Here is a 14,134-nt window from a genome sequence, read left to right as displayed (position 1 = left end):
TGTGCAGCTTCCTCATCCAAGACCTTCAGTGCCCGCGCAAGCGCATCTTCTGAAAGACGGGCCGGCGCCACGCCTTCAAGCAGGCAGCCGCCAATGGCTTCGGCATCAGCTACCTTTGCCTTTAACTCGTCATGATAATCTACATGGCTGGCTACTACGAGTGCCTGAGCCTCGCTGAGCGCGCCGGACGCATATGAAACTAACCATTCATCTGGTAGCAGACCGTTTTTTGTCATGCCATGTCTCTCAACTCGTTACGAAGTGCCTCGAAGGCAATTCTAATTCTCGATTTTACCGTGCCAAGCGGCAGCGATAGCTCTGCTGCAATTTGAGAGTGCGAAAGCTCCTTGAAAAAAGACAGCTCAATCACTTGCTTCTGTGCAGGCTTCAGCACATCCATCGCGGCCTGCACACGTACAGCATTCTGGTTTTGGATTGCTGGCAGGTCCGTCTCATCTGACGCAACCATGCTAGCGAGATGGTCATCAGCATCTACCTCTGCATATTTCTGCCGACGCGTGTGATCGATGAAACGGTTCCGAGCTACCCTGAAAAGCCAAGTGGACAGTTTGGCTTTGGCCGGATCAAACTTTCCTGCCTTACGCCACAAGGTGACCATCGCCTCCTGCGCAATATCCTCGGCTTTCTCATCCCCTAGCCCCAAGGTCATGAGGTAGGATTTCAGTCGTGGCGCAAAATAGGCAAACAACTGAGCAAATGCTGCCCTGTCACTGTTTTCCGCTATCTGCCGCACCAATTCCTCATGCGAAGCGGTTTTGCCTTTTTTTGCCCTGAAAATATCGAGTACCTCGCCGCCGACCTGTTGGTTAATAGCCAGCACAGCATTTGGTCCAGCACCTGTCAAGTATTGCCCGGAACGATCAACGCGCACCGCATTATGAGCAGTCTCAATATGTCTCGCCACTTTTGCTTTCATGCAAAGCTATACGCATTTTAAAAACCCTTGGACCAGACCTTCTGCAAAAAAAAGCTGATCTCATGGCAGGGCGGCATTACCCGCCCCAGACATCCCTATAGAAACGCATAAAATTACCCCCCAATATTTTTTCAATGCGCCCCGATGAGTGGCCCCGGCTATACAGCATATCTGCGAGCTGCTGGAACTGGCCGGGCCCCTGAATATCGGGGATAAAGGGCACAACCCCGGCTTTTTCCCCTCGCGCTGAAATACCTGCAGCCTGACGACGCCGAATTTCATCATCGATAACCGCTTGATAGGCCTTGAGGTCGTCTATTCCTGTCGTGCCGCCATCGGTACCGATCCCCACATGGTCTTCTCCGCATACGTTGACCGCATGTTCGATGTGACGCACCACATCCATGGCATCAGGGAAACTATCCTCCTTCAGGAACGGCATGAAATATATACCTGCTACCCCACCTTTTTCTGCCAAAAGACGCAATTCATCGTCGGTTTTATTGCGCGGTAAATTAGCAAGTGCCCGACAACCGGTATGTGTGATACATACCGGCTCGTTTGATACCCCGATTGCATCAAGGCAGGTTTTTTCGCCGCTATGGCTCAGATCCACGGCAGTCTTAGCCCTGTTCAGCCGTTCCACCACTTCGCGGCCAAAATCGCTCAGTCCTTTATTTTCGGCTTCCATACTGCCATCACCAAGTTGGTTACGCACATTATAGGTAAGCTGTATGACCTTAAGGCCAAGCCCGGCAAAGGTGTCAACGCGGTCAGCATTATCCCCCATCATAGCGGCGTTCTGAAAGCCCATTATAATGCCAACCTTGCCCTCCGCTTTAGCACGCTTGATATCCTCAGCCGACCACACCTTTAAAAGGTGAGCATCATGCATGTGGATACGCTGGTTCCACTTGGCAATTTCCGAAACACTATACTCATATGGCTCCATCGGACCGGCAACATAACCAAGCGTAAGGTTGATCGCCGTCGTCCCGGACGTAATGAGGTCTTTCAAGGCACGCGGGTCAAGCGCAAGCCCTGGCATGCCAGCCACCGGGTTGCCGGTTTCCTTCTGCCGCAGAAATTTTTCAAGTCGGGCATTCGGGTTTGAGATGCCACCAAGATTGTTAATGACAACCGCATCCTTCAATCCTGGCCAATGCTTGTCTGCAGCAAAAGCAGGAAAGCCCTGTGCGGCGAGCGGCAGCAAGGTCGCCCCCGCTGCAGCCAACCGCAGGAAGTCCCGCCGCGCCATGTTGCTCACACCCATCGTGCCTCCCATCAGTTAATCTCCCCAAGTTCTGTTTTTGTGATTGGCGTATATGCCTCACGCGGATAGTCCGTACCCGCTTTTACTGTCAGAACCACGGAGCGCATATTCGCCATATCCTCCAGCGGATTCTTACTAAGGAAAATCAGGTCCGCCCGTTTGCCGGGCTCAATCGTGCCGCGCTCGTCCTCCAACCCCAGCACCTTAGCGCCGACATAGGTTGCCGACCGGATCACCTGCAGTGGCGGCATATCTGCTTTTGCGGCCAGCACCTCAAGCTCATCAAACAGGGCCGGGTATTCAGCGTCATACGGCACCATACCGTCTGTGCCGACTGATACATCCACCCCGTTTTCATAGGCAAAATGTGTCATAGCCCCAGCGACGGCAGAGGGGCAAATCCCGGCACTGCGCTTATCTTTGGGTTTCTCGTTCTCACGTTGTTCCCGATTGGCATATAGCCACAGCGTCGCATCAAGGACGGTGCCTTGATTTTTCATCTGTTCAAATATCCCGCCTAGAACCGGTGAGCGTGTGTCGAGAGCGTCAAAATCAAGTGCTACCTTATGGTGATACTCATCTGGCCTGACGCCAGCGATCTCGAACGCCAATCGGCACGCGTGCGAGATGACGTCCACGCCTGCGCCCACCACCTCACTGGGGTACGCCGGAAAAACCATGGAATGCGCCCAGACCTTGATACCTTGGCGGTGCCCTTCCTTGGTGATGCGTCGCACCTGGGCATAAGGCAGGTTTGCGTATATTTTGATGCCTGTAGCCCAAGTGCCGCGCGCAAGGGCAACCGCTTCCTCCATATCAGTCTGTGACGTGATGGCCTGCATCCACGGTACCGCCCCCGGTGTCTCACCCTCTGCGGCCATGCCAGGGCGTGGGTCGTCAAAAAAGCTGGGTCCTGCCATAAGGGCAGAATAATACAGATCGGGTGCGGGAATTTTGCCAAGCCTGCTCTTTCGTGCCAGCTCCGCCAAGGCTCGCATATCGCCCGCCATGTCACGAACGCTGGTGATACCGCTATAGAGATAGCGACGCATATATGCTTCCGCCTGTTCGCGGTTGGGAACCGTCGCCATATGAACATGCGTATCAATAAGACCTGGCAACAAATAGTGGCCGCTTGCATCCACAAGCTTCGCACCTTCCGGCAGCCTTGCCTTCAGTTGCAAACTGGGTAATACCTCGGTGATACGGTCGCCTTGAATAAGCACCCCCATGTCATGCTGAAGCGGGGTACCGGTACCGTCAATCAAGGATACGCCGACATAAGCCCGAGCGCTGGCAGTATCCCCGGCTGCAGCTGTATCTCCCGCCGTGCCGGGCTGGGCCAACGCGAGTGATATTGCCGTGGCAACAAGGACGCCCCAGACCTTATAGGTTTTCATTCATATCCCCCAAAACATACTTTTTCAAAACGATTACCCATCGTGCCACAGCTTAAGCAGGTGTCGCAACCATGGAAGATCAGAGCAATTTGATACAGATAGAGAGGATTTTTGCTGGCAGGTCGCGCCAAAATGGGCATGATGCCGCTTGAGCGTTGACGTATCAACCGGTCGCGACACGACACTAGGGAGCGTGTCTCGCCGAGATTACCGTGTCGCATTCGTTTCCGAATGCCAAACTGTAAACAGACTATCAGTGTTTTTGGGGGGCCGCGTGGCAATTAAAACAAAAGACCAGGATTCAATTCCTCTTTGGTTTGCACTTCTTCCACTTATCAGCTTAATAATCATGCTTACCAGTTCGGTTTTGCTGTTTGGTGACTCATCCTCTTCAGGCCCGAACCAACTCGCGCTGATGTTTTCTGCTGGTGTTGGCATCACCTTAGCAATGGCGCGGGGGCAACGTTATGAAGCGCTAGAACAAGCGCTGGTTGACGGTATCATGCTGGCAATGAAGGCCTGCCTGATCCTACTGATGGTCGGCTCCATGATTGGCAGCTGGATGCTGGCGGGCACAGCGCCTGCGGTTATCCACCTAGGGCTTGGCGTGCTGAACCCCGGTTTTCTCTATCCCGCCTCACTAATCATCTGCGCGCTTGTCGCAGCGTCCATCGGCAGTTCCTGGACCACTGCGGCAACTGTGGGTCTTGCCCTCGTCGGTATTTCCCGCATTCTGGGTCTATCACCTGAGATTACCGCGGGTGCTGTAATATCAGGTGCCTATTTTGGCGATAAAATGTCGCCACTATCCGATACCACCAACCTCGCGCCTGCCATGGTGAACGTAGATCTGTTTGTACATATCCGACATATGGTTTGGACGACGACACCATCGCTGCTCGTCTCGCTTGTCCTGTTCACTTGGCTTGGCTGGGGTGTCGAGACGGGTGAAGGGATAGCCACCAGTATCGAGACGACCCGAACATTGCTCGAAAGCAGCTTTAATCTTGGATTTGTTGCCTTTGTACCGCTCATCGTCTTGCTAACCCTCGCCATCCGGAAAGTACCGGCGCTGCCCACCATTACTATCGGTGCGCTTGTTGGCTGCCTTGTTGCTGTATTTTATCAACCAGGCGCAACGGTCGCTTTTGGCGGTGGGCTGGAAGACGGCCTTTCCAAGAGCGCCGTGATGGTCAAGGCGCTTTGGCTCGCGATGGCAGATGGCTATACTGCGGATACCGACAACGCCACGCTGGACGATCTGCTCTCCCGCGGCGGCATGAGCAGTATGCTCAACACTGTGTGGTTGATTATATCCGCTATGTGTTTTGGCGGCATCATGGAAAAAACCGGTTTTCTGGCACGTATTGTCACCGCTGCCCTAAAGGGTGTGCGCGGCACAGGCTCACTTGTCCTCACTACGGTGCTGACCAGCATTGGTATGAATATCGTTGCCGGCGACCAATATATCGCCATCGTTCTGCCCGGCCGCATGTATATGATGGAATATAAACGCCGTGGCCTGGCACCACAGAACCTGTCCCGCACGCTTGAGGACGCTGGCACCATGACGTCAGCGCTCATTCCGTGGAACACCTGCGGGGCCTTCATGGCAAGCACGCTGGGCGTGGCAACCTTCGCTTATGCACCCTTTGCCTTTTTCAACCTACTGAATCCGGTGATCGCGGTCATTTACGGTTTTCTCAACATTAAAATGGTTAAGTTATCCGAGACGGATCAGACCGAGGACGTAAAAGCCTGACAAACAAAACCCCGGCTCGTTGAGCCGGGGTTTATTGCGAATAATCGACATTGCCGTTTACGCCCTAGGGGCAACTGGCCGCACCTTGGCCCAATCTCAACGCAACATTGGCAACGGTCAGTTCAGCTGGCCCCTGTGCCGTCAGACGGAAAGGCTCACTGACCATGTCAAAGACATCACCATCCTTCGCAAGACAAGCCAATGGCACAGAGACCGTCTGCCAGCCTTTGCCTTCCAGTTTTTCAAAGGCCGCAGACAGGTTATAAGTCCGGGTGCAATTCTCGCCGCATTGAAGGCTGACGCTGGCGCCTTCAACCTTTTCTACATTCACGTCAAACTCGTAGGCCGCGTCTTTGGCATATTCGGCGGACCAGTCAAGCGCAGGCCCCGCGCTGATGGCAATGTTGCCAGCCAGAGGCGTGGCCACTTCAAGATGCAAAGCATCGCCTTGAATATCCTTATCCACCTGACTGACCTTTGCCGACCCTGTCGGCAGAGCGGCATAAGCTCCGCTAAGCTGCGCAAAGGAAGTCTCGTCGCTCAGAATAATCATCCACGGGGCTATGGTGCGGCCTGCGTAAAGCTTGATGTCAGATAGCTCCCCTGACTGCACGCCCTCAACCTGCTCCGGCAGCGTTCCCAGCAGGCTTGCATCAAGCGTATAACTCAAGCCATAGCCGTAAGCGAAAAGCGGATCATATGCCTCATGGTGTTTATTCAGAACATCCTGCAGCGGTGTTTTTGGCCAGGAAAAAGAGAGCCTGCCTTTAAAATCATACCTTGGCTCGCCCAGTTCATCGGCAATCAACACATCGGCAACGCCATCCCCCTCCGTTCCGGGCAACCAAGCTGCGACAAAGGCATCGGACGCATTCAACTCGGGGTTCACCCATAAAGGGCGACCTGACAGAAAGACCGTGACAACAGGTATTCCCTCACTTTTGAGCTTCCTGATCAAGGCCAGACTTTTCTTGGCGCCGGCCTCAAACTCGAGCGTCTCAAGATCACCCTGCCCTTCGGCGTAGGGTTCTTCACCCATCACGACAATCGCGACATCTGGCTTGTTTTCAAAACTGCCATCAACCGACAATATTGTCTCGCCACCTGCCTTGCCAACCGCTGCCGCGATGCCTTGATAAATGGAGGAAGCGCCTGGGAAATCACTATTAACATTGCCTGTGCCCTGCCAACTGATGGTCCAGCCCCCTGTCTGCTTGCCGATATTGTCGGCACCGTCGCCTGCCACCAGAATAGTCTGGTGCGGCTTCACCGGTAACACGTGGCCGTTATTTTTGAGCAGGACAAGGCTCTCGCGCACCGCCTGCCGGGCAACATCGCGATGTTCGGGGCGACCAATGATGTTATCCTTGCCAGCCACACCGCGTGCCGATGGCATACCCTTTTCAAATAGCCCCGCGCGCAACTTGACACGTAAAATGCGAGCAACGGCGTCATCCAACCGCGCCTCTGCAATTTCACCAGCCTTCACCTGGGCCAGCGTATTTGCGTATAACTTTTTCCAATCTTCAATAACCATGAAGAGATCAAGCCCTGCATTCACTGACGCCGCACAGGACGCGTTGGTACAGCCTGGCACCTGACCATGGCCGTTCCAGTCGCCGACGACAAACCCGTCAAAGCCCATGCGACCCTTCAGCACATCCGTCAGCAGGTATTTGTTGCCGTGCATTTTTTCGCCATTCCAACTGGAGAAACTGGCCATTACCGTTTGCACCCCAGCCTCAAGTGCAGATTGGTATCCGGCAGCGTGAATATCGCGCAATTCCTGTTCGGATATTTTGGCATTCCCCTGATCGTCGCCGTCTTCCGTACCGCCATCTCCCAGAAAATGCTTCGCAGTTGCTACCACGTGGTTTACGTCGAGAAACTCAATAGAACCCGGTGTACCCTGAAGGCCGAGAACCATACTGCCAGCATAGGCTTTAACGATTTCCGGACTCTCGGAATAGCTTTCGTAGGCGCGGCCCCAACGATCATTTTGCGCGACTGCTACTGTCGGTGCAAACGTCCAGTCAATGCCTGTCGCGCGCATTTCAAGCGCCGTGATTTCACCAATCTTTTTCATCAACGCCGGGTTATTGGCAGCACCCAAGCCAATATTGTGAGGAAAGATTGTGGCTCCGATGACGTTATTGTGGCCGTGCACGGCATCGCTTCCCCATATGATGGGAATGGCGAGGCCACCATCCGATGTATCCATCGATGCTTTGTACAGGCTGTCAGCAAGCGCCAGCCATTCCGATGGTTTTGCATGCTTGTTGCGGTTTGGCAGAGAGCCTCCACCATTTAAGACAGAACCCACATGATATTTTTTTATGTCATCGGGCGTCACGTACTGAATTTCGACCTGCATAATCTGGCCGACCTTTTCTTCCAACGACATCCGCGAAAGAAGATCACTGACCTTCGCCTCTATGGCGTCATCTTTTTTGACCGGACTTTCCACTTTTGGCCAAAAGGATGCCTCGCTCGCGCAGGCTGTGGTGTAGGGCAGAAATGAGCAACACAACATCAGGCCCGCGATGGAGGTTAGCTTTTTTGAGTTACCTAGGCGGAAACGGGCAAACATTCTCTTCTCCAGATTTGGACGCAAAGTCCTCCCAAAATGGTATAATGGTCGCGCTCTGTGGCCTTCCACATCCAAAGAGAGCGAATATGAGTGCACGCCGCCTTATGAATATAAGACAGCGCTGTCATACATAAAATCACCCAAAACCCTATTTAAGTCCAGAAAAATATGACAGCGCTATCATAGCGTGAGCATCGCCTAGATCAAGATGCCCTCAGATCAGCGACGGAATCCCGAATACATAGAGAGAAACCGTGTGCGGAAGTCAGCTTTTGCTCCTCCGACTTATCAAGTGCCATGACCATATCAAACGCGACCCCCGCCATTTCCTCCACGGGCTGACGCACGGTCGTCAGAGATGGGGACACAATGGTTGCGATGGCGTCATCGTCAAAGCCCGCGATCGACAGTTCCTCAGGAACAGCAACGCCTTTCTCACGTGCTACTGCAAGAATACCGGCAGCCATCTCGTCGTTAGAGGCAAAAATCGCGGTTGGACGATCATCTAGCGCTAGCAGGGTTTCTGCAGCCTCGCGCCCACTCGCATAAGAAAACATGCCTGGGACAATCATCTCGTGCTTCACCTTGAGGCCATGGGATTGCATTGCCCTGACATAGCCGCGCTCCCGGTCGACTGAGCATGAGTGATTGGGATCACCCTTCACAAAGGCGATCTTCTCATGCCCCATGTTGACAAGATGTTCTGTCATTTCAAAGGCAGCCTGAAATTCATCAATCGACACCTTGATCATATCGCCGGCCTCTACCCCAGGTGCGATGCGGGCAGTTGGCACACCACTGGCCCGCAGTGCATTCAAAACCACGGTGTCATCGCAAATTGGCGCGGACAATATGACTGCATCAAACCGAATGCTGTTCAACACCTGTCTCAGCTTCGCTTCGTTACCCTGTTCGCGAAACACCTCCACAACCAAATGACAGCCGAAATCCTCACACCGATTGAGGACACTACGCAGAACCTTGCTGATATAATCCCCGCTGGGCTCATCAACAAACAGCCCCACCATATAAGACTTGTTGCCAGCAAGTCCCCGCGCCTGCAGTGATGGCCGGAAATTAAGCTGCTCCGCGACTTCAAGGATTTTCTTCTTTTTGTCCTCGCTGACATATTTTTCATTATTGAAGACGCGCGAGACTGTTTTCATCGAAACGCCTGCCAGCCGCGCCACATCGCTCATCGTCGCATTTTTTGGCTTCATTATGCTCAACAGGTCTCGCCCGACAGTTCAATATGCATCAGTCTTAAGTCAATACGGCATATAGGCCCACTATAACAAGTGCGTTGCGATTGTCACGCAAACATGATAGCGCTGTCACTTCAATTATCTAGCCTGCACAAAGAGTTGTTGACAATGTCATGACATCAGACAGGGACTTGCGCTCGAAACTACCGACATTTCTGGGCTACGGATCAGGGGATTTCGCGCTCAACCTCTTCTGGCAGGGCACTGGGTTTTACCTGTTTTATTTTTACACTAATGTTTTGGGCCTGTCCGGCAGCGTTGTCGGCACCATCTTCCTGGTCGCCAGCCTCTGGGACGCGGTGTCTGACCCGATGATGGGCTATATTGCCGACCGTACCTCCAGCCGCCTCGGTCCGTATCGGCCTTACCTGCTGTTTGGCTGCATTCCCCTTTCAGTATCATTTGCCTTGCTGTTCACGCCCGTGGAGTTCGCCTCGGACTTGCAGCTTATTGCCTATGCAAGCGCCACTTTGTTGCTGTTCAGAACGGCTTACACAGTGGTATCGATCCCATACTCCGCCCTTGGAGCGAGAGTAACGCGAAACTTTAATGGCCGTACGCGCCTCGCAGGTATCCGCATGTATTTTGGCTTTCTGGGCGGTGTAAGTATCAGCTTTGCCGCAAAAGCACTTCAGGAAAACCATAACGATGCCACAGCGTTCAGCCTGATGGGCCTGGGTGCCGGTATCGTGGCGGTCATCGTGATTCTTGCCTGCACCTTGCTTAGCAAAGAGTCCCCTAATCCGATCAACCGGCACCGCACATCTGAAGGCGGCATGGAAGGCTTGATCGCGATTTTTCGCAACAAGCCGTTTCTTCTGGTGGTGGGAGGTATAAGCCTTGTGACCATTGCCACCAACACCGTCGGGCAGACCATACTCTATTATTTCGAGAGCCATATTGGGGACCGCGCGTCCGGTAACAACGCCATCATCATCATGAGCGGCGCGCCGCTTTTGACCATTCCTTTCTGGTCTGCGCTTACCCTCAAGGTCGGCAAAAAAGTCGCATGGATACTGGGCAGTGCCATTGGTGTCCTTGGACTTGCCATCCTTTATTTCGCAGCTCTTCATGATATCTCCATCGCATATTTGGGCATGACGGTCGCTGTAGTCGGGCTCAGCGCCTACGCGGTTATTTTCTGGAGTGTGCTGCCGGACACCATCGAATATGGCTACCATGTCAGCGGGCACAAAAGTGAATCACTCCTTATCGGCATCGCCTCGTCATTTCAGAAAGTTTCTATCGGGCTATCGGCCTATATTGCGGGACACCTGCTTGACCAGACCGGTTATCTGGCCACGGTGCCTGCGTCCGCTGATACGGCAAACGGCATCCGCGATATCTTCACGCTTATTCCCATGGCGGCCCTCTTGTGTTCCGGACTGTTGATGCTGTTTTACCCGATCACCGCCAAGTCGCACGCCGCACTGGTTGCAGACCTTGAAGGCCGCGCAAAATAACGACGCCAACACTGAGGAGGATCACATGAAAATTCTAAGAGAGATATCTACCACGCTGTTTCTGGCAGGTATGAGCTTAGCCGTTCCGGCGGCCGCCGACGGCTATGAACTTGTCTGGTCGGATGACTTTGAGGGAGATAAACTGAACACCAAATTCTGGCGGATTGTCACAGGAAACGGATGCCCCGAAAATTGCTATTTCGGTAATAATGAGAAACAGGTTTATACCGCTGAACTAATGAATCTACGGATTGAAGGCGGCAAATTGATCATTGAGGCCCATAAGAATGAAGGCTTCACGTCCGCCAAGATCACATCTGAAGCAATGCCGGGCTGGACATACGGCAAGATAGCAATGCGCGCCAAGCTGCCATCGGGTGTGGGCACTTGGCCTGCCTTCTGGATGATGCCAGATAAGGCCAAATACGGCCCATGGCCAAAGTCAGGCGAGATCGACATCATGGAACACGTTGGTTTCAATCAGGGCCATGTACACGGCACCGTGCACACCGAAGCCTACAATCACCGCATCAATACCCACAAAGGCGAGGAACGCGTGGTGGATACCGCGTCCAAGGCGTTTCATACCTATTCCATTGAATGGGACGCGAACAATATTCGCTGGTTTATTGACGGAAAGCAGTTTTTTACCTTCGCCCGACAGGAAGACGACGGCTATGCAGAGTGGCCGTTTGACCACCCCTTCCATGTCATCCTTAACCTGGCCGTTGGTGGTGACTGGGGCGGTAAGGAAGGTATCGACGCCTCGGCCTTTCCCGCCCGTTATGAGATTGACTGGGTAAAGGTCTGGCAATAGCCTAACTCAGCCCCAATTCTTCAGGGTTGGGGCTCAGTTACCGCTAAGGCTGGAAGAATATAGTTACCCATGATAGTCTTCGCCTGCTCCATATACAGAGGCCATTCGCCGTAGTTACCTTGCGTCAAGACCACAACCATTTTGTGCTCACGAAAAATATTGATCTGCTGTCCACCATCACCATCCGCTGAGATGTATGGGATGCCAGCGACATTCCGCAGCCAGAAATAATAACCATAGCCCGCCCCCTCAGGGATTGCTTGAAGTGATGTCATCTCCGCGACCCACGTCGCTGGAATGATCTGGCGCCCGCCCCAGATGCCAGAGTGCAGAACGGTCATACCAATTTTCAACATATCCCGCGGCGTGAGGAACAGCCGTGCACTGCCTTCCGCCGTACCAGTCGGCTGCCTATCCCACCGGTAGTTGATGATGCCGAGAGGCGCAAAAAAATGCCTATGTGCCCAAGCACTTAGTGGCTCTGCTAACTGATACTCGAGAATACGCAGCACCAGGTTGGGTAGCGCGCTATTGTAGCGCCATTCCGCATCTGGCCCCAAATTCTCGCGCGACAGCACAAAGCGCGCAAAGTCTTCTGACCGCCACAGCGCCACCAGGTCATTGCCAGCCCACTCATCCCAGCGGTACCCAGCAGTCATGGTCAGTAAGTGCCGCAGGGTAAGTTCCGGGCCCTTTTTTTCAAGATCTTTTGCCAGTTCTGGCGGCAGCAAGTCCATGACTTTTGCATCTGCATCAAGCCCCAACTCGTTGAGCGCAATGCCTGCCAGAATGGCGGTAACCGCCTTGGTGACCGAGGCAACATAATGTGGCCTGTCAGCGTGCCACATGACAAGCTCGTCCCCTGCAACGCGTTTGATGCCGCCTTCAAAATCGATGTAGTCATTGGTGCCGCGAAAATAATCCTCATACAGTAGCGCCCCGTCCTTGTAGACCAGAACACTATGGATATCCTTGAGTTTCCCAGCCCTTACGTCGGCGCCGAGGGCCTCAAACAGCTTGTCTGCCACCGCGGCATCGCTTCCAGGCAGGTGTGCAACAGATGTGCATGCTGCCAAGGCCATAATGGCCGACAGTGACAAGCACTGCAAAACCGTGATCAGTTTCATTGCGCAGCTTTGCAATAGCGCTGGATATAGTGCTGGTGGCTTGGCAAGCCTGCCGTCGTGCGTGCCACATTGCTTTTGACATGGTCGAGGAAGTCTATCAGTTCCTCTTCGCTCATCACGTCAGCAACAGGATGATGTCCTTCAGGCATAATTCCCTGCCCCAGCATTACCTGTATCCAGGAGTTTTCGGCAAAAAGCTCATCGCCGTTTTTAAAGACCCGGCCCGTTTCGCGGAACAGGTCGATGCGGTGCTGCAGCGTATCAGGTATGTCCATGGATCGGCACTGCCGCCAAAACGGTGTGTCGGTCCGGTTGGTGACATGATAGTGCAGGATGATAAAGTCACGGATACCTTCGGTTTCAAAGGTGGTCTGCTGGTTAAACTCGTCAATGTCGGCTTGTTTGACCCCGTTCGAGGGGAACATGCGCATAAGCCGCAGAATTCCGCGCTGTATAAGGTGGATACTGGTGGATTCGAGCGGCTCAATAAACCCGCTTGATAACCCCAGGGCGACGACATTTCTGCTCCAGTGTTTACGCCGTGTACCTGTGCGGAATTTGAGCACCCTTGGTTCGATCAGCGGCTTGCCCTCGATATTATCCATCAGCGTTTGGACGGCATCATCATCGCTTTGGTAGCGGCTGCAAAAAACCAGCCCGTTTCCCACGCGGTGCTGCAGCGGTATACGCCATTGCCAACCGCTGTCATGGGCAGTGGAACGAGTGTAGGGGATCGGCTCGCTAACCGCCTCGGTCTGGACGGCAACCGCGCTATCACAGGGCAACCAGTGTGTCCAGTCATCATAACCGGTGTGCAAAGTTTGTTCAATCAACAGACCGCGGAAGCCGGAGCAGTCAATGAAAAAATCGCCTTCAATTATCTCACCGGATGCCAGTTTGAGTGATTTGATAAAGCCGTTTTCCGTGTGCTGAGCAACCTCAACAATCTTGCCCTCAATGCGCTCGGCACCAAATTCCTCCGCTATGCTGCGCAGAAATTTGGCATAAAGGCTGCTATCAAGATGATAAGCGTAGTTGAGGCCCTGTTCCGGCAGATGAGCAAACTTGCCTTCAAGAGCGGCTTTAAGTTCAAGGCAATAGTCGCCAAAATCTGACGCAATGCCCGCTTCCATTCCCCGGTGCCAGAAATGCTGAAACCCGGCGGTCCAGTGGTCTTTGCCGGTGATTCCGAAGGAGTGGATATAGCTTTCCCCAACATCCTTCCAATTGGCGAACTCGATGCCCAGCTTGAAGGTACCCTTTACCGCCGCCATAAACTTCTGCTCATTGATACCCAGCAGGCGGTTATAGGTTAGCAGGGTCGGGATGGTGGCTTCGCCAACCCCCACCGCACCTATCTCTTCGGACTCTATCAGCGTGATGTCCAGATTTTTGCCCAGCACCTTGGCCATGGCCGCAGCCGCCATCCAGCCCGCAGTGCCACCGCCAGCGATGATCACCTTGCGAATTCGCTTATCCGTCTGCATCCCTCTTGTACCC

The 14,134-nt window shown here is 53.6% G+C and carries 10 protein-coding genes and 1 pseudogene; 3 read left to right on the top strand and 8 right to left on the bottom strand.

What is annotated here, in order from left to right:
• From ACN0VM_RS13100 to ACN0VM_RS13085, 4 genes and pseudogenes are all read right to left on the bottom strand, one after another.
• A pseudogene (locus tag ACN0VM_RS13100) lies at window positions 1-236 on the bottom strand (transcriptional regulator); the annotation flags it as partial.
• The gene (locus tag ACN0VM_RS13095; protein ID WP_417451336.1) at window positions 233-925 is read right to left on the bottom strand and encodes a sigma-70 family RNA polymerase sigma factor; all 693 of its coding nucleotides are present in this window, start codon (window positions 923-925) and stop codon (window positions 233-235) included. The gene ACN0VM_RS13095 and the pseudogene ACN0VM_RS13100, both read right to left, overlap by 4 nt.
• Before the next feature lie 88 nt (window positions 926-1,013).
• Window positions 1,014-2,222: a dipeptidase gene (locus ACN0VM_RS13090; protein WP_417451335.1), complete on the bottom strand. Its 1,209-nt coding sequence runs from the start codon at window positions 2,220-2,222 to the stop codon at window positions 1,014-1,016.
• Complete coding sequence (locus ACN0VM_RS13085) at window positions 2,222-3,610, bottom strand: amidohydrolase family protein (RefSeq protein ID WP_417451334.1); 1,389 nt, start codon at window positions 3,608-3,610, stop codon at window positions 2,222-2,224. Before ACN0VM_RS13085 ends, ACN0VM_RS13090 begins: the two co-directional genes overlap by 1 nt.
• 274 nt (window positions 3,611-3,884) lie before the next feature.
• Between ACN0VM_RS13085 and nhaC the strand changes: the two genes are divergently transcribed.
• Complete coding sequence (gene nhaC / locus ACN0VM_RS13080; protein WP_417451333.1) at window positions 3,885-5,372, top strand: Na+/H+ antiporter NhaC; 1,488 nt, start codon at window positions 3,885-3,887, stop codon at window positions 5,370-5,372.
• Window positions 5,373-5,436: 64 nt separating this feature from the next.
• Here nhaC and ACN0VM_RS13075 read toward each other — a convergent pair whose 3' ends face one another.
• Window positions 5,437-7,962 (bottom strand): glycoside hydrolase family 3 N-terminal domain-containing protein, encoded by a 2,526-nt coding sequence (locus ACN0VM_RS13075; RefSeq protein WP_417451332.1) that lies wholly within the window; start codon window positions 7,960-7,962, stop codon window positions 5,437-5,439.
• Between the two features lie 203 nt (window positions 7,963-8,165).
• Window positions 8,166-9,182 carry a LacI family DNA-binding transcriptional regulator gene (locus tag ACN0VM_RS13070; protein ID WP_417451331.1) on the bottom strand — a complete coding sequence of 339 codons (1,017 nt, stop codon included), beginning with the start codon at window positions 9,180-9,182 and terminating at the stop codon, window positions 8,166-8,168.
• 158 nt (window positions 9,183-9,340) lie between these two features.
• Here ACN0VM_RS13070 and ACN0VM_RS13065 point away from each other — a divergent pair, with 158 nt between their 5' ends.
• On the top strand, window positions 9,341-10,690 hold the full coding sequence (locus tag ACN0VM_RS13065; protein ID WP_417451330.1) for an MFS transporter: 1,350 nt from the start codon (window positions 9,341-9,343) through the stop codon (window positions 10,688-10,690).
• A 25-nt stretch (window positions 10,691-10,715) separates the two neighbouring features.
• Entirely contained in the window at window positions 10,716-11,507 is a 792-nt protein-coding gene (locus ACN0VM_RS13060) for a family 16 glycosylhydrolase (protein ID WP_417451329.1), read from the top strand.
• Window positions 11,508-11,527: 20 nt separating this feature from the next.
• Here ACN0VM_RS13060 and ACN0VM_RS13055 read toward each other — a convergent pair whose 3' ends face one another.
• Window positions 11,528-12,634, bottom strand: coding sequence for a serine hydrolase domain-containing protein (locus ACN0VM_RS13055; protein WP_417451328.1), 1,107 nt, complete (start codon window positions 12,632-12,634; stop codon window positions 11,528-11,530).
• Window positions 12,631-14,121 (bottom strand): tryptophan halogenase family protein, encoded by a 1,491-nt coding sequence (locus tag ACN0VM_RS13050; RefSeq protein ID WP_417451327.1) that lies wholly within the window; start codon window positions 14,119-14,121, stop codon window positions 12,631-12,633. Before ACN0VM_RS13050 ends, ACN0VM_RS13055 begins: the two co-directional genes overlap by 4 nt.
• Window positions 14,122-14,134 lie beyond the last annotated feature (13 nt).

Origin of the sequence: Kordiimonas sp. (assembly GCF_048260245.1) — a bacterium.
Taxonomy (GTDB): Bacteria; Pseudomonadota; Alphaproteobacteria; order Sphingomonadales; family Kordiimonadaceae; genus Kordiimonas.
The sequence above is the reverse complement of the archived record's forward strand: the minus strand, read 5'-3'. Positions and strand labels throughout refer to the sequence as shown.